26 protein-coding genes and 1 riboswitch are annotated in these 26269 nt (G+C 61.2%); of the genes, 3 read left to right on the top strand and 23 right to left on the bottom strand.

Features of this window, described 5'->3' with window-relative positions:
- Positions 1-184: 184 nt before the first annotated feature.
- Entirely contained in the window at positions 185-2332 is a 2148-nt protein-coding gene (locus DARO_RS21480; RefSeq protein WP_011286190.1) for a diguanylate cyclase domain-containing protein, read from the bottom strand.
- A 147-nt stretch (positions 2333-2479) separates the two neighbouring features.
- On the opposite strand from DARO_RS21480, the gene dacB reads away from it, so the two are divergent.
- From dacB to DARO_RS02190, 3 genes are read left to right on the top strand one after another with little or no spacing between them, the layout of a single operon-like run.
- Positions 2480-3919 (top strand): D-alanyl-D-alanine carboxypeptidase/D-alanyl-D-alanine endopeptidase, encoded by a 1440-nt coding sequence (gene dacB, locus DARO_RS02200; protein WP_011286189.1) that lies wholly within the window; start codon positions 2480-2482, stop codon positions 3917-3919.
- The gene (locus tag DARO_RS02195) at positions 3912-4607 is read left to right on the top strand and encodes a hypothetical protein (protein ID WP_011286188.1); all 696 of its coding nucleotides are present in this window, start codon (positions 3912-3914) and stop codon (positions 4605-4607) included. The genes dacB and DARO_RS02195 overlap by 8 nt, the downstream gene beginning before the upstream one ends.
- 24 nt (positions 4608-4631) lie before the next feature.
- Positions 4632-5240 (top strand): YitT family protein, encoded by a 609-nt coding sequence (locus DARO_RS02190; RefSeq protein ID WP_011286187.1) that lies wholly within the window; start codon positions 4632-4634, stop codon positions 5238-5240.
- Here DARO_RS02190 and DARO_RS21475 read toward each other — a convergent pair.
- The 22 genes from DARO_RS21475 to DARO_RS22995 all read right to left on the bottom strand — a co-directional run bounded on the left by DARO_RS21475 (position 5237) and on the right by DARO_RS22995 (position 26235).
- A complete protein-coding gene (locus DARO_RS21475) occupies positions 5237-7600 on the bottom strand; it encodes a response regulator (protein WP_011286186.1) in 2364 nt (787 codons plus the stop codon). The genes DARO_RS02190 and DARO_RS21475 overlap by 4 nt on opposite strands.
- Before the next feature lie 65 nt (positions 7601-7665).
- Positions 7666-8067 (bottom strand): membrane protein, encoded by a 402-nt coding sequence (locus DARO_RS02180; RefSeq protein ID WP_011286185.1) that lies wholly within the window; start codon positions 8065-8067, stop codon positions 7666-7668.
- Positions 8068-8070: 3 nt separating this feature from the next.
- Positions 8071-8568, bottom strand: coding sequence for a GNAT family N-acetyltransferase (locus tag DARO_RS02175; protein WP_041224653.1), 498 nt, complete (start codon positions 8566-8568; stop codon positions 8071-8073).
- A 60-nt stretch (positions 8569-8628) separates the two neighbouring features.
- Complete coding sequence (cbpB, locus tag DARO_RS02170) at positions 8629-10002, bottom strand: peptide-modifying radical SAM enzyme CbpB (RefSeq protein WP_011286183.1); 1374 nt, start codon at positions 10000-10002, stop codon at positions 8629-8631.
- Positions 9999-10166, bottom strand: coding sequence for a modified peptide precursor CbpA (cbpA, locus tag DARO_RS23215; protein ID WP_011286182.1), 168 nt, complete (start codon positions 10164-10166; stop codon positions 9999-10001). Before cbpA ends, cbpB begins: the two co-directional genes overlap by 4 nt.
- 85 nt (positions 10167-10251) lie before the next feature.
- Positions 10252-10452, bottom strand: a riboswitch (cobalamin riboswitch).
- Positions 10453-10471: 19 nt separating this feature from the next.
- Positions 10472-11935 carry a 4-hydroxy-3-polyprenylbenzoate decarboxylase gene (gene ubiD, locus DARO_RS02165; RefSeq protein WP_011286181.1) on the bottom strand — a complete coding sequence of 488 codons (1464 nt, stop codon included), beginning with the start codon at positions 11933-11935 and terminating at the stop codon, positions 10472-10474.
- Positions 11932-12354, bottom strand: coding sequence for a cytochrome C (locus DARO_RS02160; RefSeq protein ID WP_157037123.1), 423 nt, complete (start codon positions 12352-12354; stop codon positions 11932-11934). Before DARO_RS02160 ends, ubiD begins: the two co-directional genes overlap by 4 nt.
- On the bottom strand, positions 12351-13241 hold the full coding sequence (gene ubiA / locus DARO_RS02155) for a 4-hydroxybenzoate octaprenyltransferase (RefSeq protein ID WP_011286179.1): 891 nt from the start codon (positions 13239-13241) through the stop codon (positions 12351-12353). The genes DARO_RS02160 and ubiA overlap by 4 nt, the downstream gene beginning before the upstream one ends.
- A gap of 59 nt (positions 13242-13300) precedes the next feature.
- Positions 13301-14062, bottom strand: a complete 762-nt coding sequence (locus DARO_RS02150; protein ID WP_011286178.1) for a hypothetical protein — start codon at positions 14060-14062, stop codon at positions 13301-13303.
- Positions 14063-14170: 108 nt separating this feature from the next.
- The gene (locus tag DARO_RS02145; RefSeq protein ID WP_011286177.1) at positions 14171-15124 is read right to left on the bottom strand and encodes a sensor domain-containing diguanylate cyclase; all 954 of its coding nucleotides are present in this window, start codon (positions 15122-15124) and stop codon (positions 14171-14173) included.
- Between the two features lie 29 nt (positions 15125-15153).
- Positions 15154-15978 (bottom strand): hypothetical protein, encoded by an 825-nt coding sequence (locus tag DARO_RS02140; protein ID WP_011286176.1) that lies wholly within the window; start codon positions 15976-15978, stop codon positions 15154-15156.
- 128 nt (positions 15979-16106) lie between these two features.
- Entirely contained in the window at positions 16107-17531 is a 1425-nt protein-coding gene (locus DARO_RS02135; RefSeq protein ID WP_011286175.1) for a radical SAM protein, read from the bottom strand.
- Positions 17528-17764, bottom strand: a complete 237-nt coding sequence (locus DARO_RS02130) for a hypothetical protein (protein ID WP_011286174.1) — start codon at positions 17762-17764, stop codon at positions 17528-17530. The genes DARO_RS02135 and DARO_RS02130 overlap by 4 nt, the downstream gene beginning before the upstream one ends.
- Positions 17761-18519, bottom strand: coding sequence for a prolipoprotein diacylglyceryl transferase family protein (locus tag DARO_RS02125; protein WP_011286173.1), 759 nt, complete (start codon positions 18517-18519; stop codon positions 17761-17763). The genes DARO_RS02130 and DARO_RS02125 overlap by 4 nt, the downstream gene beginning before the upstream one ends.
- Complete coding sequence (locus DARO_RS02120; RefSeq protein WP_011286172.1) at positions 18516-18818, bottom strand: hypothetical protein; 303 nt, start codon at positions 18816-18818, stop codon at positions 18516-18518. Before DARO_RS02120 ends, DARO_RS02125 begins: the two co-directional genes overlap by 4 nt.
- Before the next feature lie 85 nt (positions 18819-18903).
- A complete protein-coding gene (locus DARO_RS02115; RefSeq protein ID WP_011286171.1) occupies positions 18904-20784 on the bottom strand; it encodes an MFS transporter in 1881 nt (626 codons plus the stop codon).
- Positions 20781-22028, bottom strand: a complete 1248-nt coding sequence (locus DARO_RS02110; protein ID WP_011286170.1) for an amidohydrolase family protein — start codon at positions 22026-22028, stop codon at positions 20781-20783. The genes DARO_RS02115 and DARO_RS02110 overlap by 4 nt, the downstream gene beginning before the upstream one ends.
- A complete protein-coding gene (locus DARO_RS02105) occupies positions 22018-22365 on the bottom strand; it encodes a hypothetical protein (protein ID WP_011286169.1) in 348 nt (115 codons plus the stop codon). The genes DARO_RS02110 and DARO_RS02105 overlap by 11 nt, the downstream gene beginning before the upstream one ends.
- 16 nt (positions 22366-22381) lie before the next feature.
- Positions 22382-24523 carry a bifunctional acyl-ACP--phospholipid O-acyltransferase/long-chain-fatty-acid--ACP ligase gene (aas, locus tag DARO_RS02100; protein WP_011286168.1) on the bottom strand — a complete coding sequence of 714 codons (2142 nt, stop codon included), beginning with the start codon at positions 24521-24523 and terminating at the stop codon, positions 22382-22384.
- Complete coding sequence (locus tag DARO_RS02095) at positions 24523-24834, bottom strand: ArsR/SmtB family transcription factor (protein ID WP_011286167.1); 312 nt, start codon at positions 24832-24834, stop codon at positions 24523-24525. The genes aas and DARO_RS02095 overlap by 1 nt, the downstream gene beginning before the upstream one ends.
- 596 nt (positions 24835-25430) lie before the next feature.
- Positions 25431-25739 (bottom strand): SDR family NAD(P)-dependent oxidoreductase, encoded by a 309-nt coding sequence (locus DARO_RS23000; RefSeq protein ID WP_198134090.1) that lies wholly within the window; start codon positions 25737-25739, stop codon positions 25431-25433.
- Positions 25740-25863: 124 nt separating this feature from the next.
- Positions 25864-26235: a hypothetical protein gene (locus tag DARO_RS22995; RefSeq protein ID WP_198134089.1), complete on the bottom strand. Its 372-nt coding sequence runs from the start codon at positions 26233-26235 to the stop codon at positions 25864-25866.
- Between the last annotated feature and the right edge of the window lie 34 nt (positions 26236-26269).

Here is a 26269-nt window from a genome sequence, read left to right as displayed (position 1 = left end):
CGAAAGCGCAGTGCCGGGACCGAGACGGAAGCACTATTAGCACTCGTCGCCGGTGAGTGCTAATAATAGGGGCGGAACCTTCCTATTTCAAGAGGCCGTTACGCAAAAACGCGGATTGAACCCGACCTGCCCCATTTGGCAGCGGGTTGACCGGCGGCACTTTCCCCGACGCCGAGGCGGAAAATTAGTGGCCAGGCGGCACGTACAAGCGATAGCCGTTACGTCCGGATTGCTTGACTGAATAGAGAGCCGCATCGGCGCTGGCCCGGATCGCTTCCAGATCTTCGCCGTGGCGCGGATAAATGGCCACCCCGACGCTGGTCGAAATATTGATCGTGCCGGCCGACAGGAGAAACGGTCGAACCATCGTCTCGACGACGCGCTGCGCCACTTCTTCAATCTCGGACTGACTGCCAGTCTTGGGCAGAATGACGGCGAACTCGTCCCCCCCCAGGCGGGCCACCGTATCCGACTGGCGTACGGCCTGCGTCAGCCGATGGCTGGCCTCAATCAGTAACTCGTCACCAGCGGCATGGCCAAGCGTGTCGTTCACGATCTTGAAATGATCGAGGTCGATGTAAAGCAAGGCAAATTCCTCGCTATAGCGTCGGGCGTGGGTCAGCGCCACCTGCAAGCGGTCATAGAACAGGGTGCGGTTCGGCAAATCGGTCAGGGGATCGCTTTGCGCCCGATGGCGGAGCAGTTCCTCGACCTCCTTGCGCTGGGTGATATCGATGAAGGTCGCCACATGGCGGCCACCACTCTCTACACCCTCGCCACGAATCGCCGAAATTGCCAGCCAGACGACGTAGACTGTCCCGTCCGGACGACGATTCCAGATCTCCCCGGCCCAGTGCCCCTCTTTTTCCAGGGTTTCCCACATTTCGCGGAAAAAGCCGCTCTCATGCCGACCCGAACCAAGGAGACTGGGATCCTTGCCCAATACTTCCTGTGGCCGGTAGCCCGTAATGGCCGAAAAAGCAGGATTGACCTGAATGATCCGATTCTGGGCATCGGTCACCACAATGCCTTCGGCGGCATTCTCCATAACGGCCGCCGAAATCTGCAGCGCCCGTTCGTTTGCCAGGCGGTTGGTCACATCATGCACACTGAGCACCCATTGTGGATACTCCGAAGCACTCTCGATGCGCGCCACGTGGACATCGCCGACCCGGACCTGGGAACCGTCCAAACGGCAAAAATGGGCACGTACCGTGGGCGAAACAGGTTCGCCGCGTGCGCGACGGGCCAGCCGCTCGGCCACCATGCTGCGATCCTGCTGGCAAACAAAATCAAGGATCGGCCGATCAATCATTTGACTGGGTGCAAGCCCCACCAGAGCAGCCCCCTGCTCATTGGCAAACACAATGACAAAATTCGGCGCCTGCATGATCAGAATGGCGTTTTGACTGGTTTCGATGACCGAGCGATAGCGTGCTTCGCTTTCTGAAATCTGGATTTCCTTCCGCTTGCGCTCAGCCACCTCCCCAATCAATTGCTCGTTGGCAGAGGAAAGCGCCTGGGTCCGCTCGGCAATCAACTTTTCCTGCCCGGCCGTGACCGCTTTCAGGTGCAGAAAATGCTGGCGTGAGCGCCTGATCACGAAATGCATCAGTAGCGCAAACATCAATGCCCCGGCACCGAAGACCAGCATTATTCGGCGCCGCTGATCGCGACGAACCGAGAGGATTTTTTCAGCTGGCATCGACACGCTGATGCCGCCCCGGATCTCACCAAGCCGATAGCCCTGTTCAGAATGGCAATTCAAACAGGGCTGCTTGACGAACAAGGGGGCCATATAGCGATGCATAGCCCCTTTTTCACTCTGCACCAGCGATAGAACTTCACGCTTGCCGCCCTCAAAGGTCTCCAGGGCATCGACCTCCCAGGCGTCCGGCGTATTGGCCGGACGAATCGGTTTCAGGCTGGTGATGTGGAATTGAACGCCATCGGCCTGCTCCGCAATCTCGGCAATCTGGCGAGTCATGAAGGCCGGATTGACCATGGTCAATTGCAAGCCATCCGTTGTCTGAAGATCGCGCTTCGGATGCTTCAGATAGGGATTCGGTTGTGTCGCCTCGGTCACCCGAACATAGACGCCGCCATGCTTGGCATTCCAGTCACGGGTCAGCTCAACCAACCGAAAAAGCGCGGCTCCCCGCTCACGGGCGAGGGTTTCGATGTTCTCATCGATCTGGCTGAATTCCATTGACACGCCAAGCCAGCACAGCAGGGCTACCAGAAGATAGGCCACGGCCAGCCAGACCTGGTAGCCCAGGACTAGAAGCGAATCGCTCCCGGTTTTGGAAGGCTGGTTGACGACATCATTCATGAAGAAACAACTCGCCGAAGCACACTGACGGTCAAAATAACATCAAAACTCGGACAGCACGCCGGGTTTTATCAAGATAAGGCCCACCCTCGGAATTACCCCAGTGAGTGGTAGGCTAACACCTTCGAATTCCCCACCCTAATCCGGATGTTCATCAAGAGACTCGCCCCCCTGATCCTGGCCGGGATTTCCCTGGCTGCGCTGGCCGACGGCCTGCCCCCCAGCGTACTTGGCGCGCTGAAGGCGGCGCAAATTCCCGCAAAAAATGTCGCAGTCGTCATCCAGGCGGTCGATAGCGGATCGCCACTGGTCGCCCACAACGCAAGCCAGGCGATGAACCCGGCGTCGGTGATGAAACTGGTCACCACCTATGCCGCCCTTGATCTGCTTGGCCCGGCCTACACCTGGAAAACCACGGTGTGGACTGAAAGCGCGCCGGTTGATGGCATTTTGAGCGGCAATCTGTATATCAAGGGCAGCGGTGACCCGCGCTTCGCCATCGAACACCTGTGGTCCCTACTCCGCCAGTTGCAGGTCCGTGGCATCCGGCAGATTGCCGGCGATGTCGTGCTGGACCGCACGGCCTTCAACGTACCGAGCATCGACCCCGGCGCCTTCGATGACAAGCCAATGCGCCCTTACAACGTCGGCCCGGATGGTCTGCTGCTCAATTTCCGATCCCTGCGCTTCACGCTAGTGCCGGACAACGGGAAGCCGCGCGTGCTGATGGAAACGCCGAGTGAAGGCCTGCGCGTCGACAACCAGTTACGCGCCGGCAACGGCGACTGCGGCAGCAACTGGAAGGACTTGATCAATGTTCGCCTGATTCCGGAAAACAGCGGCAACCGGCTGGAATTCACCGGCACTTATTCGGCACTATGCGGCGAGAAACCCCTGAACCTGTCGCCGCTGCCGGCTGACGCCCAGGCCGACGGATTGATCCGCGCCCTGTGGAAGGAACTCGGCGGCAACCTGAATGGCCAGGTTCGCGGCGGCACCGTACCGATAGGCGCCAAGCTGCTGGCTCAGCACGAGTCGGCCCCGTTGGCCGACGCGGTGCGCGACATCAACAAGTTCAGCAACAACGTGATGGCGAGGCAGGTTTTCCTCACTTTAGGCAATGATTCAGCACCAGCCACGGCCGAACGCTCGAAGCAACGAATCAGCGACTGGCTGGCCGCCCGCAACCTGCGTTTCGGCGAACTGGTGCTCGACAACGGTTCCGGCCTGTCACGCGTCGAACGGATCAGTGCCGACAGCCTGAACCGCCTGTTGCTCGACGCCTGGAAGAATCCGGTGATGCCGGAGTTCGTGTCCAGCATGCCCATCGTCGGCATCGACGGCACGATGAAGAAGCGCCTGAATAGCTCCGAGGCGACCGGCCGCGCCCATATCAAGACCGGCACGCTGGATGGCGTCAAGGCGGCATCGGGCTACGCGCTGGATGCGCTGGGGCGCCGCTACGCCTTCACCTTCCTGATCAACCACCCGAAGGCCCAGGCTGGCAGCGCGGCCATCGACGCCCTGCTCGTCTGGGTGGCCCAGCGCCGGGTTGGCGAGAAAACACCGGTGCTGGAAAATGAGTGAGCGCTCGCCCTTTGTCGCCGATTTCCTGAACGAAAGCGGCCTGAACCGCCAGTTCGTCTTCGACCTGAGCGCTCTACCCGCTGACATCGCCGACAAGTTGGCGCCGCAAGCCGGCGAGCGCCAGTTGATCCTGTTTGGCCATGGCGGACGACTGCTGTGGGAATGCGTCAAGGCATCCGGCCTGACTGGCGAAAACCCCATAGACGACTACAGCATCCGCACTGTCGAACGCTGGTTTGCCGAGCAGGTGCCCGGCCACCGCTACCGCATCCTGTTTCCCGGCGAGCAGCCGATCGGCCTGCAGGCCTTGGGCAAGCTGGCCGGATGGCACCATCCGTCGCCGATCATGGTCGGGGTCGACCGTGAATGGGGTAGCTGGTACGCCTATCGGGCCGCGGTCATTGCCGACACCGATTTTGCACCATCGCCGGCCGAGGAGGCACGCAGCCCGTGCCCGAGCTGTGTAACCAAACCCTGCGTTGCCGCCTGCCCGGCCGATGCCCTGCACGGCGACCAGTTCGATCTCGAGCGCTGCAGCCGCTACCGCCTGCAGCCGGAATCAGCGTGCGCCCACGGCTGCCTGGCCCGTCAGGCCTGCCCGGTGGGCAGCCAGCACCGTTATGAAGACGCCCAGATCATGCATAGCTATTCGCGCTCGCTGGCCGTAATCCGTCAGTACTACCGCTGACAGGTTCCAGAATTGCCTCCTGCCATGACAACACCTGAAAGCCATCGCCACAACCTGTTCGAAGACGCCCAGGCCCTGCTCGTCGCCCCCTTGCTGGTCGCCTTTGCCATCTTCCTGTTCCGCGAAGCCGGCCTGCTGACCGGCGGCACGGTCGGCATCGCCTTCCTGATCCACTATCTGAGCAGCTGGCCGATCGGACTGGTGCTGTTCGTGGTCAATCTGCCCTTCTATGCACTGGCGTTGCGGGCCATGGGCAAGGCCTTTACGGTCAAGACCTTCCTGTCGATCACCCTGCTCTCGCTGTACACCGAATTGCTGCCGGCACTAATCCACCTGCAGTCGCTGAACCGTGGCTTCGCCGCCGTGATGGGCGGTTTTCTGGCCGGGATCGGGCTGCTGATCCTGATCCGCCACAAGGCCAGCCTGGGCGGCCTCGGCATTCTGGTCATCCATTTGCAGAACACGCGCGGCTGGCGAGCCGGCAAGCTGCAGATGGCGGCCGATTTCCTGATTCTCGGTGCGGCAATTTTCGTGCTTGACCCGGTCAGCGTCGGCTGGTCCATCGTCGGTGCGCTGGCACTCAATCTGGTGATTGCGGTCAATCACAAGAACGGGCGCTACATGGGCACCTAATGCCCGGCCTGCCGCTCGGCTTCGAGCAACCAATGCAATACCCTGGCAAACAGTTTGTCCGGACTGAACGGCTTGGCCAGGTAGTCGTTCATCCCGGCCTCCAGACAGGCCTGGCGATCCTCGGCGAAGGCGTTGGCCGTCAGGGCGATGATCGGCAGCCGCTCCCGCTGCGGCATGGCCCGAATACGGCGGGTCGCCTCCAGACCATCCATTTCGGGCATCTGGACATCCATCAGCACCAGGTCGTAATCCCGTTCGCGGACCCGCTCAACCGCTGCCACGCCGTTTTCAACGACATCGACGACAAGCAACTGGTCTTCGAGCATTTCGACGACGACCTCGCGATTGACCCAACTGTCCTCGGCGAGCAGGACGCTGCGCCCGGCAAAGCGATGACGCAACAGTTCATTGGCGGCATTGACGACAGCACCTTCGCTGGCGTTCGGCGCAGGCTCGCCATCGGCCAGGCAGACAGTAAACCAGAAGCGACTCCCGACGCCCGGCGTACTGTCGCAGCCGGCATCGCCACCCATCAGCTGGGCCAGTCGCCGCGTGATGACCAGCCCGAGCCCGGTCCCGCCATGGACGCGGGTCGACGAGCTGTCGACCTGGTGGAAGGGCTGGAATAGTTGTGTCCGAGACTCAGGCGACATTCCCGGCCCGCTATCGACGACTTCGAAGCGGATCAGATGGCCGCTATCGTTGCGCGATAGTTCATGGCAACGCAGGACGACGCTGCCGGCCTCGGTGAATTTGACGGCATTGCCCAGATAGTTGAGTAGCGACTGGCGCAAACGCACGGCGTCACCGTGCAGGCCGACCGGCAATTCGCCAAACTCTTGGCGCAGGGATAGCCCCTTGCGCCGCGCCTCGTCAGCCAGGACTTCGAGTGCACCGGTACACACGACAGACAGGTCGAGCGGCTTGGCTTCAAGCGTCATGCGGCCAGCCTCGATTTGCGACAGGCTGAGTACGTCATGAATGATTTCGAGCAGATGCTGACCGGCCGCATCGATCCGGTCCAGTCGTTCGCCCTGCTTTTCGCTGACACCGTCGCGCCGCATCAGATAGGCCATGCCGGTAATGGCATTGAGCGGCGTCCGAATCTCGTGGCTCATGTTGGCCAGGAAGGCTGACTTGGCACGGTTGGCCGTTTCCGCCAGATCCTTGGCCACGGTCAGCTCGCGGGTTCGCTCGCGGACCACACCTTCGAGGTTTTCCCGATACTTGGCGAGCTCCCGCTCGACCTGCTTGCGCTCGGTGATATCCCGGGCGCTGCCGACAGTGCCGATCACCTGCCCCGAACCATCGACGAAGGGGGCCTTGAAGGCATCAATGCACAGATAACGCCCCCGCACATTGCCCATTTCTTCGAAAGCGCTCGGTACGCCCCGGCGCAGGGTTTCGAGGTCCGTCGCCAGACATTGCTCGCCGAAAGTGAACCATTGGCTGTCCTCCGGATGCGCGGCGCGCTCCCGCTCGGCAAAGAACAAATCGGTCTTGCCCACCGGCTCGCCGGTGTCGCTGGCACACAGCAAGCAACTGGCCATCGCCTGATTGGCGAAGAGGTAGCGTCCTTCCAGATCCTTGGCCCAGATCATGTCGGGTACGTTGTCGCACATCAGGCGCAGCATGGCGGCCAGCCGCGAGGCGTTTTCCTCGGCTGCCGCCAGCGCGGCTTCGATCCGGCAGCGCTCGACGATTTCGTCGTGCAACTGCAGATAGCCTTCGATGGCCTGGGTGGTCCACCGTGTATTGGCCGCACCGCGAAAGAGGATGAGGGCAGTCGTAAAGACGATCACGATCGCCAGAAAACCAAAAAAGCTGTCCCCTTTTTCATGCCAGAGCCAAACGTAGCGAACCAGCACGGGACCGGAGGCAATCAGCGCGATTTCAGTATAGAAGCGCTGCAGCACGGCATAAGCCAGTGCCGTGACAGACACCATGCCGTATGCCAGGAAGACCGCCAGCGCGTGGTACAGAGGATCAGCGTCAACCGGTACCAACACCGTACCGGTCGCTACCGATACTGCGGCAAAGAGTCCGAGCAGTCGGCGCCGGCGGAGGTGAGACTCGGCGTTGTCGATGCTGAGTCCGACATGCCGGACCCATGCTTCGTAGCCAATCATTGCCAGGCAGGTCAGCAGGGTCACGCCGATCCAGGCAAAAATGGTGTTTTGCCCCGCCCCTGATTTTTCGAGCGCCGTCGTGAAGATCAGCGAAACCAGCGCGATCCTGATCGCATTCCCTGGCGCATGACCAAAAAAGGTTTCGATACGAATCAGGTGGATGCGCCGCTCGATAGGCAGTTTGCTCGCCGCTTCGCCAAAGCCGGCCAGCGAGAAGAAATCACGCTTCACGTCCCCCCTCCCCCGGCAAAATACAATATTTCCGATTTTGCCAGTTATGTCATTTTATTGCCAGCTCAAATTGATCTTACGGCAAAGAGTGCCGTCCAGCCGCGAATGACGCGATAGCCGACCCACAAGCCAAGCAAGGCAATCAGAATCCAGGCAACAGGGATGCCGATGATGGTGATGATCAGCAAGCCATAAACGATCAACCACAAAAGGGTGAACCAGAAGGTGCGAATCTGCCAGCGGAAGTGACTTTCCAGCCAGGTACCGCTGACCTCGCCCCGCTTCAGGTAATTGAGAAAGACCGCCACCAGGGACGGTAGACCAAAGACGAAACCACCGGCCACCGTTGCTGCCGAAGTGACGCCGATCAGCACGGCAATGGCGTGCAGGCCGTAGATGAAGTGAGTGTATTGCACCAGAGAAAGGCGCACGCCCTTGAGATCGTCGACGGGAACGGGTTCCTGCATGGCTTATTCCTCCGGGAGATATTTCTGCATGAGCAGCGCATGGCCGGCTGCCGGGTCGAGCACATAGGGCGCGAATCCGGCCTGTCGATAGGAAGCCATTGCCCGCGTGTTGTTGGAAAGCACCTCCAGCGTCAGCTTACAGCAACCGAGTTGCCGGGCGCGTTGTTCGGCCCAGGCCAGCAGCGCCTGGCCGATGCCCTGGCCGCGCAAGTTTTCGCGCACCACGATGTCGTGGACGTTGAGCAGCGGCCTGGCGGCAAAGGTGGAGAAGCCGGCGAAGCAGTCGATCAGGCCGACCGCCTTGCCGTCGAGCCAGGCCAGCGCGCCATGAAAGCCCGGAACTTCCTTCAAGGTACTGACCAGATGGACCTTGGCGTAGTCCGAAAGGCCGTCACCGCCACCCATCGGATCACGGGCGTAATGCTCGAGCAGGTCGTGAAAGGCCTCAACGTGGCAGAGATCGGCCAGATCAGTGGCGGTAATGACAAGACGGGAATGCATGGCTGACGGTGCCTGAAAGCAGGAGAAGGGCGTCATATTAAAGCGCCCGCCCGGCATTTCTCAACTCATCACAAAAACGGTTTCCGTTCCCTCGTCCCAGCCGTCCCACAGATAGTCATCGGCCTTGCCATCGGCGATCAGGCGCAGGGCGTAATTGACCTGCTCCTTGTAGAAATCGCAGAAGGCGCCGATCTTGTCCATGCCGCCGTTCATCTCGAAGGCTTCGGCCGGACAGGGCGAGCCGCAGAAGTGGCGGATCGCGCAATCGCCGCAGGGGCTGAACCGATCGACGTCGCGCGTCGTCACCTCACGGAAGGCGGCGGAATCCAGCGCCGCCTCGACCCCGCCAGTCAGCAGGCTGCCGCCGTTGAAGCGCGGCAGGCCGATGAACTCGCTGCACGGGTAGAGGCTGCCGTCGGCGGCCAGCGCGAAGAAGGCACGGCCACCGCCGCAGGGCGAGATGTCGCACATCAGCCGGCGCGCCGTCGGGGCCAGGATGCCGATCAGGATATTGGCGAAATTGGCGACCATCAGCTTGCGCCCCGTTTCCTGGTAAAGCTCGTAGGTCCGGTCGAGGGCGGCGAAGAAGGCCTTGCCCATGTCGCCATCGGCCGGCTTGACGCCGCGCGCCCCGGGCAAGGTGCAACGCAGGGTGTTGAGCATGCAGGTCGGCACTTCGTTGGCATGGAACAGCTCGACCATGTGCGTCAGGTAGGGCAGATTCTCCGTCGTGCAGGTCGTGATGACACTCCACGAACCGTAGCCACGCAGCTTTTCCATGGCTCGCAGCACTTTGTCGTGCACGCTCTTGCCGCCCCAGGTCCGGCGGGTCGCATCGGTAATGCCAGCGACCGGGCCGTCGAGCGACAGGCCGATGCTGACATTGCGCGAGGTCAGGAAGTCGAGCGCCGCATCGTCGAGCAGCGTGCCATTGGTCTGCAGACCAAAGACGAAATCGTCGGCGAAAGCATCGATCGCCGCGAATACAGCGGCCTGGTTCATCAGCGGCTCGGCGCCGTGGAAGATGGCGCGCGGCTTGCGATCGGCCGGCATCACCGAACGGAAATAGTCGCGCAGCTTGCCCAGCGAAGCGAGCAGCGTCTCGACCGGCATGTGGCTGCCGCTGCTGCGCTGGCTATCGGGCAGATAGCAGTAGGTGCAATTGAGATTGCAGCGCTCGGTCGGGTTGAGATAGACGCCGGAAGGCTTCAGGCCGAAACGGAGGGCGTGCAGTTCCCGCGAAAACAGTTCGGCCATGGCGCCATAGGCGGCGAGCAGGGCCGGATCGCGGCCAGCTTCGTGAATACGGGTCTTGTCGACCAGCGCCCAGAAGGCCGTCTGTGGATCAGTGACTGCGGCATAGAGCGGGTGGCCGATATCGAGCGCTTGGAAAAGCGTGCCGCGGGCGGCACGCTCGGCGATTGCTGCGATCACTTGGCCGCCTTCCGATCCATCAGCACATAGTGCGAGAGGCCGATGCCGTCCGGGTTGCAGCTCTTGCGGATGGCGATGGTCGGGGCCACCGGCTGCGCATGCTGGGCAGCGGTCGGCTGGGTTTCAACGGTATTGGACGCGACTTGAGAAACGATCTTGGGCATTTTCCACTCCTCGGGAAGACAAAAACAAAAAAGGCCCCGGCTGAGTACACGCGGGTTGCATGTACTCAGCCGGAGCCCTTGCCTTGGCTCCAGTCAGGAATCGATTCGTCTTCTGGCTTCCGGATCAGCCGAAGCGCTGCGCCTTCCCTGCGGAGTCAAGCTCGCAAGTGGCTGGTCTAGCGACCATGCAGTCTTCGTCCCCGGTTACAGCGGCGGGCCCGCCACGGATTCGCACCGTGTTCCGTATTTCGATTCCAACAGGAGCGCCGATTCTCTCAGGCCGGCGAGTCGTGGGTCAATTCATCCTAAATGCCTAGTTCCTGCCACATTGTGTCGACGCGTTTCTTGACATCGGCATCCATGACGATGGGCCGACCCCACTCGCGGGTCGTTTCGCCCGGCCACTTGTTGGTCGCGTCCAGTCCCATCTTGGAACCGAGGCCGGCGACCGGACTGGCGAAGTCGAGGTAATCGATCGGTGTGTTGTCGACCAGCGTCGTGTCGCGCGTCGCGTCCATGCGCGTCGTCATTGCCCAGATCACTTCCTTCCAGTCGCGGATGTCGATGTCGTCGTCCACCACGATGATCGTCTTGGTGTACATGAACTGGCGCAGGAAGCTCCAGATGCCGAACATGATGCGCTTGGCGTGGCCGGGGTAAGCCTTCTTGATACTGACAATGGCCATCCGGTACGAGCAGCCTTCCGGTGGCAGGTAGAAATCGACGATTTCCGGATACTGCTTCTGGAGCAGCGGTACGAAGACTTCATTGAGCGCGACCCCCAAAACCGCTGGCTCGTCGGGCGGCTTGCCGGTGTAGGTGCTGTGGTAGATGGGGTTCTTGCGCATGGTGATGCGATCGATGGTGAACACCGGGAATTCGGCCTGCTCGTTGTAATAGCCGGTGTGGTCGCCGTACGGCCCTTCAAGCGCCATCTCGCCGGGGTGAATGACGCCTTCCAGAACGATCTCGGCCGAAGCGGGCACCTGCAACCCGGAACCAATGCATTGCGTCAGCTCGGTCTTGCCACCGCGCAGCAGGCCGGCGAACTGGTATTCCGACAGCGAATCGGGCACCGGCGTCACAGCACCGAGGATGGTCGCCGGGTCGCAGCCGAGCACCACCGCCACCGGGAAAGGCTGACCGGGATTAGCCAGCTGGAACTCGCGAAAATCGAGCGCCCCGCCGCGATGCGCCAGCCAGCGCATGATCACCTTGTTCGGGCCGAGCACCTGCTGGCGATAGATGCCGAGGTTCTGCCGGTTCTTGTGCGGCCCCTTGGTGACCACCAGGCCCCAGGTGATCAGCGGCGCGATGTCGCCCGGCCAGCAGTGCTGGATCGGCAGGCGCGACAGATCGACATCCTTACCCTCCCAGACAATCTCCTGACACGGCGCGTTCGACACCTTCTTCGGCGCCATGTTGAGCACCTGCTTCAGGATCGGCAGCTTGTCCCAGGCATCCTTCAGCCCCTTGGGCGGTTCCGGTTCTTTCAGGTAGGCGAGCAGCTTGCCGACTTCGCGCAGGGCCTGCACCGACTCCTCGCCCATGCCGAGCGCCACCCGTTTCGGCGTGCCGAACAGGTTGGCCAGCACGGGAATGCTGTGCCCCTTGGGTTTCTCGAACAGGATGGCCGGCCCTTCGGCACGCAGCACGCGGTCGCAGATTTCGGTCATTTCGAGGTAGGTATCAACCTCGACGCCAACGCGCTTCAGTTCGCCGGTCTTTTCCAGTTGCGACATGAAGTCGCGCAGATCGTGATATTTCATCGGGTGCGATACGAGAAGTGGCAGCCGACACAGGCTGAGGTCAGGTTGGGCAGCAGGGCAATCGCCTTGTCGCGGTCGCCGGTCTTGGCGACGCTAGCGAATTCGCTGACCGCCTTGTGGCCATCCATGCCGATGCCGTGCATGGCCGGCGGCATGTGCGGGCCAGGCCTTGCATCGAAAGGCTTGCTGCGATGCTTGCCCATGGCCGACATGCCGAGCTTGGTCTCGGCCGACTCTCCGGCTTCCTTGACCTTGCCTTCGGCCATCAGCGACAGCACTTCATTGACGGCGACCAGGTTGTCGAGCATTTCCTGGCGCAGTGATTCCTGCGCCGGGGCGGGTAGTTTGGCCAGTTGGCGGGTGTCTTCGGCAAATGCTCCGGTCGACAGGCAGAGCAGGACAAAAATAAGGACTTTCACCACAAGTTCCTCCCTGAAACCAGAAAATCGACGACGATGCCGACAAAAATACTCAACCCAACCCAGTTGTTGTGCAGAAAAGCCTTGAAGCACGGCATCCGTTCCCGGCCGCGAATCCAAGTGTAGTGCACGCCCATGATGCAGGTCGCCACGGCCAGTCCGGCGTAAAAAGCCGGGCCTCGGTTCAGCGAGTAGCCAATCCCGCCGATGATGGCGAGGGTCACGCCATAGCACAGCATCACAGCCGCCACATCGAAACGGCCGAAGGTGATGGCCGAGGTCTTGATCCCGATTTTCAGGTCATCGTCGCGGTCGACCATGGCGTATTCGGTGTCGTAGGCCACCGCCCAGAATACATTGGCGAGCAGCAGCCACCATGCTTCGGCGGGCACTTCGCCGAGATGCGCCGCATAGGCCATCGGGATGCCGAAACCGAAGGCAACACCGAGATAGGCCTGGGGAATGGCGAAAAAGCGCTTGGTGAAGGGATAGCTCGCCGCCAGGAAGACGGCTGGCAGCGAAAGCCAGATGACCAGCGTATTGCCGAGAAATACAACCAGCAAAAATGAAAGCAGAGACAGCCCGGCAAACAGCGCCAGCGCCTCCTTGGTGGTCACCTTGCCGGCGGTGAGCGGGCGCTCTTTCGTGCGCTCGACGTGCTTGTCGAAATCGCGGTCGGCGTAGTCATTGATCACGCAGCCGGCTGAACGCATCAGCACCGTGCCGAGGATGAATATCCAGACCACGATCCAGTTCGGCCGGCCGAGCGCCGAGAGCCACAGCGCCCACAGCGTCGGCCAGAGCAGCAGCAGGATGCCGATCGGCTTGTCGAGCCGCATCAGTTTTTCGTAGAGGTTGATTCTTTCTTTGAGCGCGGGCCAGTTCATCCGGTGATTTTACCTTGGCAAGTACGGTCAAATGCAGAAAAGGGCCGCCTCTTGGCGATTCAGGCCGTGCCGGTCCGGCTCGCCTTCTGCCAGGCCACCACCGCCTGCCCGGAGTAAGCCAGAATGGCCTGATAGCGTTCCGGCGACAGGGCGTGCCGCAGCGAAGCAAAGAGTTGCTGCGTGCCCTCCTGGGCCTGCGCCGATTCCGGCACGATATCGGAAAGCAGAGCGATCTGGATATTGGCCAGCGCGTCGGCCAGCAGGCGCCAGCCCAGTTCCGGCATCTGCTGATTGAGCGCCACCATCATGCTGCCCAGCGGCTGCACGATGCCTGCGGCCTGCTCCGCATTCTCGCAGGCGGCCATCGCATGCCACAGCGCCAGATGGATGCCACGGCGCAGATCGACCTTGAAGTCGATGGCATCCGACTCGACCGCATCGATCTGCTCGAAATAGGTCTGGAAAAGCATGTCATTGCGCGCGTCCAGCCGGGTGCGCAAGCCGCCGATCAGTGCCGTCAGGGCATGAATGGCATCCAGCTTGAAGGCCTGGGTATACGCCAGCCCCCACTGGTCGAGACCACTGATCAGCAGGGCCAGACGTAAGGCACGCGCCTCGTCACTGGCACCGCCCTGGCACCAGTCGTAGCAATGGGCCGCCACCTCGCCGAGCACGCCGACATCCGGTGCGGCATCGGCCACCACCGCCTGGCGGAAGACCCCGGCAAATACATCCTGGGCCATCCGCGCTGCCAGTCGCTGGGTATCGGCATTGGCCAGTGCGGCGAGCTGGTCGGCAGGTATTTGGACGGCAGTGTTCATGGACTTCAACCTGAAAAAAAGGAAGCATTTTACCGGGGGAATGCCGCTCACACTGACTGCTACGGCACGCCGGTCAACTCAGGGGAAAATCCGGCGCCGCGCTTCCGCTCAGCAGCAAACGCGATTTCGTCCGTTCCGCTTGGCCCGATAAAGCTTGTCGTCAGCCCGCTCGATCAAGGTCATGTACGAACTTTCCTCGCCGGGAAGCATGGTGCACACACCAACGCTGATCGTGATCGTGCCCGCCGGCGAGAGGGCGTGCGGAATTTTCAGGGCAGCCACCACTTCACGGCACTTCTCGGCAATCTGCTGGGCCGCGTCAGATGGGGTCTGCGGCAGGACAAAGGCGAATTCCTCGCCGCCGTAGCGGGCAAACAGATCCGTCGAACGCAAGGGCATCTGGCTGACTTCGCGGGCCAGACGGATCAGGCACTCATCCCCCTTCACATGGCCGTAATGGTCGTTGTAACCCTTGAAATGATCGACATCGAACATCAGCAGCGACAGCGGTTCCCGGCTACGCTTGCCACGCGCCCACTCGGCGGCCATCGTATGATCGAACAGGCGACGGTTGGCGATGCCGGTCAAGCCATCCTGATTTGACCAGGCCTCCAGCTTGCGATTGAGTTCGAAAACATCCTCCTCCATCTGCTTGCGCGCCGATATGTCGAACATGAAGCCGACCAGGTCGGTCGTCACGCCGTTGGTGTCGCGGATAACATGCACCACATCGCGAATCCACACATAGCTGCCATCGGCCTTCAAGGCCCGGTAATCGGCCTCGTGATCGACGCCCTGCTCGGACTGGCTGATGCAGAAATTGGCCGTCTTTTCCCTATCCTCCAGATGGATGCGCTCAATCCAGTCCATCGCGCCGAGCCAACTGTCACGCGGCCAGCCGAGCAGCGTCTCGATCTGCGGGCCAATATAGTCAAACTGCTTGGTCTGCCAGTTGATCTTCCACGGAATCGCCTTGGTCGATTCGAGCAGGGTCTTGTACACACCCCAGTCGTCGCTGCGTTCGAGCCGATCAATGCCATTGAAGGCCTGCGCTATTTCCATGTTTTCTCCTTTATTGCCAGCGAAACGACTCAGGGCTTCCAGTCAGGCACGACGCCGCGCGCCATGTCGAGAGTTTCCCGGTTGTACATCAGGACGGTGTCTGCCGAGACCATCGCCGGGTCGGCCACCGTCAACGCATACTCGCCGACCAGCGTGCCGTCACCATGAATGGTGTTGGACGGCGTGTACAGGGCGTAGCCATAGGGAATGCGGAAGGCCGTGAAATCGAAGCGTCCGGCCGCCACCGGCTTGCCGATCACGATGTAGCCGCCACATTCAGGCGAAGTCGGGATGTGAATATGCGGAAACGCGTGGGTCTCGACAAAAATGCCACCCCCGCCGCGCTTCTTCATCAGGAAATGCTTCTTGTAGTCCGGCGTGTAGTCGTACTGCATTAGCGCGATCGGGCAATGCTCGCTGGCAATGCTGAAATCACTGCCGCTCGGAACCAGTTGCAAGCCGTAATACAGGACGTTGTCGGGCGTCGCGGTCACCGTCGGGATGGCAAAACCGGGCGGCACAAGCAGCGCGCCCATCGCTCCGAAGGTATTGGCGTCACCGCCACTGACCACCTTGATACCTGCTGTCAGCGCTGCCTGCGTGTCGTACCAGCGGGCTTCGACCGAAGCATGCGGCGGTTTGGCAGCGCTCAGTTGCAGCGGGCGGGCGTCTTCGATATCGAAACGCCAGCTGGCGACCCCGGCTTCGATGAAGGCCACATTCCTGCCGGTCGTCAGTACCGGTTTCTCCGGATCGGGCTGGCCGTCACGGATCGCATAACGGGTAATTCGAACACTCTCGATGACAGCATCACGCAGCAGATGCTTGTGCAATTTTCCTGTCTTCCCGCTCATCCGTTTTTCCCTAACGTTTCCGGCGGCACATCCTAGCAGGCTTTTGTCATGTTCCGTAACATTGTGAAGGCAAAACCCCGTATGCCCCGAAGGGAAGAAAAACGGGGCAGCCCCCAGCCAGCCCAAGCCTAACGCCGGCGCTCGGCAAACTCGATGATCTCGCGCTGAATAGTCGCCGTCTTCTCCGCCCGTTCGCCGCGGTAGAACAGGTTGTAGGCTTCGAACGGAATCAGCCGGCCATCCGGCTGGGCAAAGTGGATGCAGGATTTCTTCAGGGCGCGCAGGTCGAGGTTCGCGGCATCCATGAACTGGACGATCAGCACCCGGAACACGTTCTCGTAGGCAAGTTCCGGCGCTGAAATCACTGGCAGGCAGCAGAGCAGCGCCGACAGGCAATTGGCCTGCGACTCCGGCGAATGATTGGTCGAGAACAGCTTGAACACGGCATCCTTCATGGCCGGATCGCGCTCGAAGACAATGGTGTTGCGCGGCCCGGCCAGCAAGGCTTCCGGCCCGAGGTGACGGGTCAGCGGCATGACCTCGTCGCCCAGTTTCAGCGCATAGCCCATGGCCAGCGTATCGGGGTTGCACGGCACCGGCACGATATCTTCGAGCGTGAACAGGCCCGATTGTTCGGCCACCCGGCGCCGCACTTCGCTGACGGTCAGGCGGTGGCGCTTCGGCTCGAAATCAAGATTCCGCCCGGCATCGGACACCGGCTGCAGCGTCACGCCGCGTACGCAGCGATATTTCAGGCCATGCTGGATGACGGCACCGATTTCCTCGTCGTTGACGCCGCGTTTGACAGTCATCACCAGCGTCGTCGAAATAGCGTGCGCTTCCAGATTGACCAACGCCCGCTCGTGAATCGCCGCCAGATCGGCGCCGCGCATCTGTTGCAGCACCTCGTCGCGCAGCGAATCGAACTGCAGGTAAATTTCGATGCCCGGTTTGTAGGTCGCCAGGCGCGCGACAAAATCCGGCTCCAGCGCCAGGCGCAAGCCGTTGGTATTGACCATCAGATGTCGGATCGGCCGCGCCTTGGCGGCATCGAGAATGGCGAAAAAATCCGGGTGCAGGGTCGGCTCGCCGCCGGACAACTGCACCACATCGGGTTCCCCTTCGTTGGCAACGACGGCATCGAGCATCGCTTCGACCTCGGCCAGCGAGCGATGCGTCTGCCGCTCCGGCCCCGACTCGGCATAGCACACCGGACAACGCAGGTTGCAGTGCTCGGTGATCTCGACCACCGACAGGCAGGAATGCTGCATGTGATCAGGACACAGGCCACAGTCGTAGGGACAACCGTGCTGCATGGCCGTATTGAAGCGTTCCGGCATTTCCGGCGCCTTGACGTACACCTCGCGGCAAAGGCGGTAATACTCTGCATCGTCGGCAATCAGTACCCGTTCGGTACCGTGCGCCGGGCACCACTTGTCGAGGAAGACCTCGTTACCCTTGATGACGATCTTGGCTTCGACCTGGCGCAGGCAGGTGGTGCACACCGAGGTGGTGGTGTCGTAGAACAACCAGGGGCGGTTCTTGCGGCTCATGGCTTTTCCCCTTCCGATTCCTGGCTGGCCGACGGTTCGCGCCGCCAGTTGCGGAAGGTCGCCCAGACCACGGCAACGCCGGCCAGCAGCGAGACGACCCCGATCATTGCCATCCAGCGCATGTCGGAACCTGAGGTACTGCCCAGCACCGTGCACAAACCGCCGGCGGCGACAGCCATCAGGCCGCAACTGATCAGGATGACCCGGCCGAGCACCTTGAGAATCTGCATCATGCGTTTTTCCTTTCCGGAAGGCCGGGCAGCGTCGCCCACAGGCGGACGGTCGCCGGCAAATAAACAATCAGTGCTGCCAGGCACGTCCACTGAATACCAGACAGGCCCAGCGGATAAACATAGGGCACCGGCTTCAGCCCATCGATCAGCAGACGCCACAGCAGATAAGCAACGAGCATCAGCCTGAAGCGCAGCCCTGGCCGATCGGCCAGACGGGCACGCCAGCGCGCCAGCATCCAGGCCAGCACACCGGCCAAGCCGATCTCGTAAAGCTGCGTCGGATGCCGGCCGACGCCGTCGCCAAAATCGATGGCCCACGGTAGGTCGGTCGCTACCCCGAAAGTGCCATCCTCCAGCCCGGCCAGGAAGCAGCCGATGCGACCGATGGCCAGCCCGAGCAGCACCGGCATGACGAAGGCGTCGCCGGTCGAGCGGGTGATGCCGGTCAGCGTCTTGGCGACCTCGACGCCGATCAACCCGCCAAGCAGGCCGCCAACCATCGATTGCCCGCTGAACAACACAGTTGGTGTCTGCCAGTACTGAATGAAGAGATGCGGCATCTCGATCCAGAACACCGCCTTGTTGCCGATCGCCGCACCGAACACGCAGCCGACCGCCACGGCAAATTCGCCGGGCGCCAGAATGCCCGGCCCGCCGGCCCGGCGCTTGCCAAAACGGTACAGTGCGGCACCGATGGCCAGAGCCGCCGCTTCGAACAGGCCGTGGACAAGCGCGGCGTACTCGGCGGGAATCATCGGACATTTCCGTCCGTTTTGTCCGGGCTGGCCTCGTCATTCCCCCCGGTCGCTCTGGCGGCCTCCTGGCGCATCACCATCTCGGCGTAATCTTCTGCGGCCTCCGCACGCGTCGTATCGAGCGCCCTGTTCGCGCCCATGTACAAGCCGACGCCGGCCAAGGCTACCAGCGCCCCCCCGATGGTGACGCCAGCATCCAGAATCACGATGCCGCACAAACTGCCGAGCGTGCCGCCGATGATGACCAGAAAACCGATGGACAGCAGCAAGACCTTGAACAGGTTCATCAGGAACCTCATGATGCACCTCTCCCACACGCCCAGTCGGCGAATGCTCCGTACATCACCATCAACCGGACATGTTGTCCAAAACTGAAATCCCCGCTCATCGCCATTCACCGCGCAATGACTGCACCTGGGCGCGTAAAACTTCCGGTGCCGCATCCCCGGCAGACACCGGCGCCCCGATATTCAATGCGATGTCGGAAAACGCCCCACGCCGGAATGGTGTCTGCATGGCATGGCCATCGACCCGCGAGAAAAAGCTGCCCCACAGGCCGGACAGCGCCATCGGTATGACCGGCACCGGGTTGGCGGCGAGGATGCGGCAGATGCCGGGACGGAAGGGCTGCAGTTCGCCATCGGGCGTGATGTGCCCTTCCGGGAAGATGCCGACCAGATCGCCGTTGGCCAGCGCCTTCGCCACCTCGGTAAAAGCCGCATCCATCATCACGGGATTTTCCTTGGCCGAGGCGATGGGGATGGCGCCGCAATGGCGGAAGACGAAGCCGAGCAGCGGCATCTTGAAAATTCGATGGTCCATCACGAAGCGGATCGGCCGCGGCGAAGCCCCCATGATGATCACCGCATCGGCAAAGCTGACATGGTTGGCGACCAGCACCGCCGCCCCTTCTTGCGGGATGTTCTCCACCCCGGTCATGCGCAGCCGATACACCGCCTTGACCAGCAGCCAGGCGACGAAGCGGAGCAGGAATTCGGGCACCAGTCCGTAGATGTAGATGGCCACCGCCGCGTTGAGCAGCGCCGCGATGCCGAACAGGGCCGGCATCGACAGCCCTTCGCCGAGCATGGCGGCCGCCCCCAGTGCGCCGACCACCATGAACAGCGCATTGAGGATGTTGTTGGCAGCGATGATGCGTGCCCTGTGTTCAGCCGAACTGCGCAGCTGGACCAGGGCGTAAAGCGGCACGATGAAGAAACCGCCGAAGACGCCCAGCATCATCAGATCGAACAGCACGCGCCAGATGGCCGGGATGCTGAGCAGCGCCAACAGTTCGTGCGGCGTCGTGCCGGACAGCCCGACCGGCGAAGCGAAGTACAGATCCAGCCCGAACAGGGTCAGACCGATGGAGCCGAAAGGTACCAGGCCAATTTCGACATGCTTGCCGGACATCCGCTCGCAGAGCATGGAACCAAGGCCGATGCCGACCGTGAAGGTGGCGAGCAACAGGGTCACTGCCGACTCGCCGCCGCCGAGCACGAACTTGGCGTAGGCCGGGAACTGGGCGAGAAAGAGCGCACCGTAGAGCCAGAACCACGAGATGCCGAGAATGGACAGGAAAACCGTGCGGTTCTGCCGGGCGAAGGCGATGTTGCGCCAGGTTTCGCTGAAAGGATTGAGATTGACCTTCAGCTCCGGCGCCGGGGCTGGCGCGACTGGAATGCCGCGACTGGTCAGGTAGCCAGCGAAAGCGACAACGAAGCCGCCGACCGCAATCCAGGCCGGATGCTCGACCGTGCCGGCGAGCAGGCCGCCGGCCAGGGTGCCGATCAGGATGGCGACGAAGGTGCCGGCCTCGATCAGCGCATTGCCGCCGACCAATTCTTCCTCGTGCAGATGCTGCGGGATGATTGCGTACTTGATCGGGCCGAACAGGGTGGAATGGCAACCAAGCAGGAACAACGCGCCCATCAGCACCGGCAGGCTGGTCATGAAGAAGCCGGCAGCAGCGACGCCCATGATGACCATCTCCAGCACTTTCACCAGCCGGGCCAGCCTTGCCTTGTCGTACTTGTCGGCCAGTTGCCCGGCGGTCGCCGAGAACAAGAAGAAGGGCAGGATGAAGATGCCCGCCGCCAGGTTGGCCAGCAGTTCCGGCTTCAGCGTCGTCCAGTGCGCCGCCTGAAAAGTCAGCAGCACGACCAGCGCGTTCTTGAACAGGTTGTCGTTGAAGGCGCCGAGGAACTGGGTGGCGAAGAAGGGCGCGAAGCGCTTCTGTTTAAGGAGTCCGAATTGACCGCTCATGCGTGGCTCGCAGCAAAAAGGCGGCAGGTGTGGAAAATCGCCGGAGAAAAGGAGTGCCCCTGCCAGTTGAGCAGGCGCTTGAGGGTGAAATCGAAGAGCAGCGGGTTGTGCTGGCGCAGGATGTCGAGATCGCTGATCGCCGCTTTCGGCAGCAGACCGGCACGGGCCAGCGCAGAGGTCGAGGTCAGCGGCACGATACCGGGCAGCGGATAGTCGGAACCGTGCAACAGTCGATCGTGCAGGTCGCCGCGTTCGAGCAATGTGCGGATCAGCGCCGGCTTGCGGTTGCGTTGGGTGATGGCCGAAATATCGCCGAGCAGCAGGCCCTTGGCTCGCGGTTCGCTCATCAGTTTGAGGAAGAGATCGAAGCTGCAGCGTGCCTTGCCGTCGTCGTCGATATCGTCACCCAGGGAAGCACAATGGGCGACGATAACTTTCACCCCGGCATCGAGCGCCCGACGCAGGCGCAGCGGGTTGCCGAAAGCTTGCGTGTCGCTGCCCTTGACTGCCTTTTCCTCGCCACAATGGACGATCAGCGGCGTGCCGCTCTCGGCCAGCACGCGGTAGAAGGCATCGCACTTCGCATCGGATGGGTCCATCCCCATCGCGGCAGGTAGCCATTTGACGGCGCGGGCACCGTTGGCGATGGCCAGTTTCAGATCATCGGCAGCCGACGCACGATACGGATGCAAGGAGGCTACCCACTCGAAGCGCGCCGGGAAGTCCCGCGCCAGCTTGGCCGCCCAGGCATTCGGCACGTAGAAGGCCGAATGCTCGGGATGGGAATCGCCCTTGCCGTCGTGGAAACACTCGAAGGCGAAGAGCATAACCTTGAAGCCTTCCGGCATCGCATCGCACAAATTGAGCAGACGGGCGACATAGGCCTGATCGACCTTTCCCGGCGCATCATGGGCGCAGCCGGCATTCATGTAGAACAGACGCTGGGCGTAGTGCAATGGATGCAGCACCGACGACAGTTGCGGCCCGACCACGATGCCGCTACCGCCATCGCCAATGCCGGCCAGATGGACGTGGCAGTCCCAGAGCTGGGCCGGATCGATGCCGGCCCACGCCTGTTGCAGCCACGGGCTGTCGATCAGCCCGGCCGGGATGGCGACGCGGCATTTGTTGACCAGCATCGGCTTGGCCGAACTCCAGCCCGCCGCCGACAGTGCGGCGCCACCGGCCAGCAGGCCGATCAGGCGGCGGCGAGAGAGGTCTATCGGCGGAGATCTAAACGCCATGAGTTGCCCCGTGTAAAAACTGCCTGGTTGCCAGAACAGCCGCGACAACTCCGGTCAGATAAGAGAGGGTCATTCCCAGAGAGAGGTTTATCGCCAGCCCAACATCCCAAGCAGCCGTTTGTAAGGAGGAAAAACTTCCGAAGATGTAGTTTGCCAACGGCACCTGCACCCAGAGAAGAGCCCAGGGCACGACCGCAATGACAATCCAATAGAGCAGAACGGCGAAGGCGGGCCGTAGCGTTTTCCCCATCACGTGCACAATCAAGACGCGATAGAGGACAAATGCCACAAGCGCAAAAGGCAGCGCAGCAACGAGGATCACGACAAGCGCATTCATGGCTTGTATCTCGGGCTCATACCGCTTCCGCCAGACGTTTCAGCGTCACGTAATCGACCTTGCCGGTACCCAGCAGCGGAAGCGCCTCCACCTTGTGAATCTTGCGCGGCACGGCCAGTTCAGGCACGCCGATTTCGCGCGCTTTGGCGGCGAGCAAGTCGCGCGTCAGTTCGCCGTCAGTGGTGAATAGCACCAGCGCTTCGCCCTTGGCCGGGTCGGGCTGGCTGGAGGCGGCGTGGGGCAAGGCTGGCGAGGTCGCCGTCGCCAGTTTTTCGACGACTTCCAGGCTAACCATTTCGCCGGCAATCTTGGCGAAGCGTTTGACTCGACCGACGATCTTGATGAAACCATCCTCATCCAGTTCGACGATATCGCCCGTTTCGTACCAACCCTCACCGATATCGGAGACCGGCGGTTGCAGCACGCCGGGCTTGTCCGACTTCAGATAGCCGGCCATCACGTTCGGGCCGCGCACGTGCAGCAGGCCGCCCTGATCTATTCCAGGCACCGGCACCAGTTTGTGCTCGACGCCTGGAAGCAGGTTGCCGACAGTTCCCGTGCGGTAGGCCATCGGCGTGTTGACGGCGAGCACCGGTGCGGTTTCTGTCGCACCGTAGCCTTCGAAAATACGCAGGCCGAACTTCTCGAACCAGACGTTGCGCACTGACTCGGACAGCTTCTCGGCACCGGCCACGACATAGCGCAGGCGGTAAAAGTCATACGGGTTGGCGAACTTGGCGTAGTTGGCGAGGAAGGTCGAGGTGCCAAACAGCACCGTGCAGCCACGGTCGTAGGCCAGCTCTGGAATCACCCGGTAATGCAGCGGCGACGGGTAGAGGAAGAGACTGGCGCCGTTCAGCACCGGCAGCAGCGCGCCGGCCGTCAGGCCGAAGGAGTGGAAGATGGGCAGCGCGTTGAGCACCTTGTCGTAGACCGAGAAGTCGATCACCGAACGAATCTGCGCGATGTTGGCCAGGATGGCGCGGTGCGGCAGCACAACGCCCTTCGGCTTGCCTTCGGAACCGGAGGTGAAGAGCACGACCGCTGCGTCTTCCGGCGAAGCGGGCAGTTCGAAGGCACGCGGGAAGTGAATGGCGTAAAGGACCAGCCACAGCTTGTCGGCCAAGCCGATCTGTTCGCGCACATCTTCGAGGTAGATCAGTTGCACCCGACTCAGCCCGGCCAACTTGTCCGCCAGTTTGGCTTGCTCGACGAAGGCACGGGAAGTAACGATGGTCTTGATTTCGGCCGCGTCGATGGAGGACTGCATGGCCTCCAGACCGGCCGTGTAGTTGAGCATGGCAGGGATACGGCGGCGGGCAGCCAGGCCAAATATCAGGCCGATGGTCGGCACCAGATTGGGCAGCAGCAGGCCGACCTTCTCGCCCGGCTGCGATAGGCGCTCGATCTGGCGACCGAGGATCAGCGCCATTTTCAGCAGGTCGTTGTACGAATATTCGATCTGTTTGACGTCCTCCAGCAGCCGGCGGCGGCGACCGAAAATATCGGCCGCATCGCACAGCGCGGCATAAAGCGTTTGCTGCGGCCGGGAAGCGAAGATCATTTCCTGCATCAAGCGACGCATCGCCTCGCCGGACTTCCGACGGCGCAATTTGGCGGTCGCCCCTTCCGGCATCGGAAAATGGCGCTCGGGTAGGATGCTCAGGCGGATTTTCGGGAACAGTTCCTTTGGATGCTTGCCCGACAGCCGCGAGAAATAACTGCGTGAGGCACCATCGACCCGCACCGGCACCACCGTCGCACCGGTCTTGGCGGCGACGAAGGCCGGGCCGTCGTAGACCTTCATCAACGAACCAGTCAGCGTGATTCGCCCCTCCGGAAAGATGACCACCGGCCGGCCGGATTCGATCAGACGGATGACCTTCTTCATCGCCATCGGACTGGTCGGATCGACCGCCAGATACTCGACCTGCGAGAGCAGGATGCGGAAGAAAAAGCTGTTGGCGATGGTCGTATGCACGACGAACACCGGATCGATTGGCAAGAACAACCCGATCAAAAGACCATCAAGAAAAGACTGATGATTGGCAACGATCAGCAGGCGCTGATGATCGAAACTCGCCTGCTGCATCGGCACTTCAATGCGAAACAGTAACCGGGCCAGGCCACGCAACAGCGGCCGCAACAACTTGCGCATCAGGAATGCTCCCTCAGGTAATCGAGCACGTTGGTAAAGGTGCTTTCCAGCGACTCGCGATTGATCCAGAACCAGACTTCCTTGCCGAGCTTCTCGGAAGCTAGCACGCCAGACTCATGGAGGATTTTCAGATGGTGCGAGACGGTCGACCGCGCCAGCGTCGACACCTCAGCAATCTGCCCGACATTCAGCCGTTCGCCCGGCTCGAACAACAGCAGAATGCGCTGCCGATGCTCATCGCCCAGCGCCACAAAGATTTTCGACATCGCCTGCCACGCAGGCGGGATCGCTTTGGTGTAATCGTTTTTCATATCGATAATCTTAGTTATATCGACATGTTTTGGTCAAGAACTTTCTTGAATTGCCACTTCTCGTCCGCAGCTCAAGTTGAGACTTTCGCAGCTTAGGTCGAGATAGTTAATATAGGTGGCACAATGGTTTCCAAGGGGTTACAACCACGGAGGACCACAGAATCCCGCAAATCAGGGAACTTGAGTTTTGCGAACTCGTTTGAGAAGCCCCGCTTTCCCAACCGACTTGCGCCCAATCAAGAATTGCACTCAATCAGGCAGAATCTCGGCCAAAGCTGTCATCTATTAGAAGGACTGCCGATGGCAGCTTTACACAAAATCCCGGACATGCCCGCTCGGCGAGGCTGCCCTTGAGTAGCAGATCGAGCACATTCATCAATCGCTACAGCCGCTTCTCTAAACTCTAAAAGCTTGCCACCAGGCGTGTAGATAGCGGTTGGCGTAAGCTTCTTCCAATGCATCCGTCAAAGCTTCCGTACGCAAAGAAATATCGCTCAGAAGTCGACTGTTTGCTGACTGCGTATTAAATGCGCTCTGGTCAAAGTTTTTAAGCGTAATACTGCGCCTAAACTGAGTCACCGCCCTAGGTTCGATGGCTAAAACGGATAAGGGCTTGCGTGCGATTGCAGAACTAACGCGCTCAATTTCTGCCACCAGCGAACGAGCCTCATCTTGGTTGTGGCCGGATAGGGAGCAAGCATTGTCGAACCAATCCAACTCACAACCGAAAGCACATTGACTATCGCGCCGCCACCGTTAGATGACAAAACTGGCGCAAAAGCCTGGCTAACTTGCACCATGCCGAAATAATTGGTTTCGAACAGTTCTCGAGCTACCGCGAGGCTGCGTCCGTTTAAAATTGTGGCGCAGACGGCGATCCCAATTGCGCCACCCAAATTACGCATTAAATTGAACAGGCCTGACGCAAATTTGAGGCGTGCTGGCGCCAAGCTACCTAGAGTAAGAATTACCGTTGGAGCGACCGCGAACTGCTGCGCTATTCCACGTAGAGCCTGCGGAACAAGTAACTCAGCAGCCCCCCAATCGTGTGTGATCGGCGCAAAGTTCCACATGGATAGAGCGAAACAGGCTAGTCCAAACATGAGCAGCCAACGTAAGTCGACGCGGTTCGGCCTCGGCCTTGGCGGGATCGACGGGCAGGCCGATCAGGTCAAAGGCGCTGCCGGGGCGCAGGCTACGCACGGTGCCGCGACCAAGCCAGGTACGGTGCCCGGCTTCTCGGGCTTCCATGACTTCCTGCGGGGTGTCGGCACTGAGCTTCTGGGCGGCGCGGACGAAACCGCTACGGCTGACTTGGCTACCGTCGGAGAGGCGGGTGTTCAGCGTTAGGGCGCGGCCGAGAAAACGGTTCGGCTTCGTATGACGGTCAGTGATTGCCACGGTCAACCGGAAAAAACGGCCAAAATTGCAATGT

The organism is Dechloromonas aromatica RCB (assembly GCF_000012425.1).
This window is presented reverse-complemented; position numbering and strand designations above follow the sequence as displayed.

Bases quoted from the DNA above. Each gene is read 5' to 3' on its own strand.
- DARO_RS02180 (WP_011286185.1), bottom strand. From the start codon at position 8,067: ATGCAGGAACCCGTTCCCGTCGACGATCTCAAGGGCGTGCGCCTTTCT.
- DARO_RS02140 (WP_011286176.1), bottom strand. From the start codon at position 15,978: ATGAGCGGGAAGACAGGAAAATTGCACAAGCATCTGCTGCGTGATGCT.
- DARO_RS02175 (WP_041224653.1), bottom strand. From the start codon at position 8,568: ATGCATTCCCGTCTTGTCATTACCGCCACTGATCTGGCCGATCTCTGC.
- DARO_RS02105 (WP_011286169.1), bottom strand. From the start codon at position 22,365: ATGAATGCGCTTGTCGTGATCCTCGTTGCTGCGCTGCCTTTTGCGCTT.
- DARO_RS02195 (WP_011286188.1), top strand. From the start codon at position 3,912: ATGAGTGAGCGCTCGCCCTTTGTCGCCGATTTCCTGAACGAAAGCGGC.
- DARO_RS02120 (WP_011286172.1), bottom strand. From the start codon at position 18,818: ATGAGGTTCCTGATGAACCTGTTCAAGGTCTTGCTGCTGTCCATCGGT.
- DARO_RS02150 (WP_011286178.1), bottom strand. From the start codon at position 14,062: ATGAACACTGCCGTCCAAATACCTGCCGACCAGCTCGCCGCACTGGCC.
- DARO_RS02110 (WP_011286170.1), bottom strand. From the start codon at position 22,028: ATGGCGTTTAGATCTCCGCCGATAGACCTCTCTCGCCGCCGCCTGATC.
- DARO_RS02145 (WP_011286177.1), bottom strand. From the start codon at position 15,124: ATGGAAATAGCGCAGGCCTTCAATGGCATTGATCGGCTCGAACGCAGC.
- DARO_RS02125 (WP_011286173.1), bottom strand. From the start codon at position 18,519: ATGATTCCCGCCGAGTACGCCGCGCTTGTCCACGGCCTGTTCGAAGCG.
- cbpA (WP_011286182.1), bottom strand. From the start codon at position 10,166: ATGCCCAAGATCGTTTCTCAAGTCGCGTCCAATACCGTTGAAACCCAG.
- DARO_RS02135 (WP_011286175.1), bottom strand. From the start codon at position 17,531: ATGAGCCGCAAGAACCGCCCCTGGTTGTTCTACGACACCACCACCTCG.
- DARO_RS02130 (WP_011286174.1), bottom strand. From the start codon at position 17,764: ATGATGCAGATTCTCAAGGTGCTCGGCCGGGTCATCCTGATCAGTTGC.
- dacB (WP_011286189.1), top strand. From the start codon at position 2,480: ATGTTCATCAAGAGACTCGCCCCCCTGATCCTGGCCGGGATTTCCCTG.
- ubiD (WP_011286181.1), bottom strand. From the start codon at position 11,935: ATGAAATATCACGATCTGCGCGACTTCATGTCGCAACTGGAAAAGACC.
- DARO_RS02190 (WP_011286187.1), top strand. From the start codon at position 4,632: ATGACAACACCTGAAAGCCATCGCCACAACCTGTTCGAAGACGCCCAG.
- ubiA (WP_011286179.1), bottom strand. From the start codon at position 13,241: ATGAACTGGCCCGCGCTCAAAGAAAGAATCAACCTCTACGAAAAACTG.
- aas (WP_011286168.1), bottom strand. From the start codon at position 24,523: ATGCGCAAGTTGTTGCGGCCGCTGTTGCGTGGCCTGGCCCGGTTACTG.
- DARO_RS21480 (WP_011286190.1), bottom strand. From the start codon at position 2,332: ATGAATGATGTCGTCAACCAGCCTTCCAAAACCGGGAGCGATTCGCTT.
- DARO_RS23000 (WP_198134090.1), bottom strand. From the start codon at position 25,739: ATGCGTAATTTGGGTGGCGCAATTGGGATCGCCGTCTGCGCCACAATT.
- DARO_RS02115 (WP_011286171.1), bottom strand. From the start codon at position 20,784: ATGAGCGGTCAATTCGGACTCCTTAAACAGAAGCGCTTCGCGCCCTTC.
- DARO_RS02095 (WP_011286167.1), bottom strand. From the start codon at position 24,834: ATGAAAAACGATTACACCAAAGCGATCCCGCCTGCGTGGCAGGCGATG.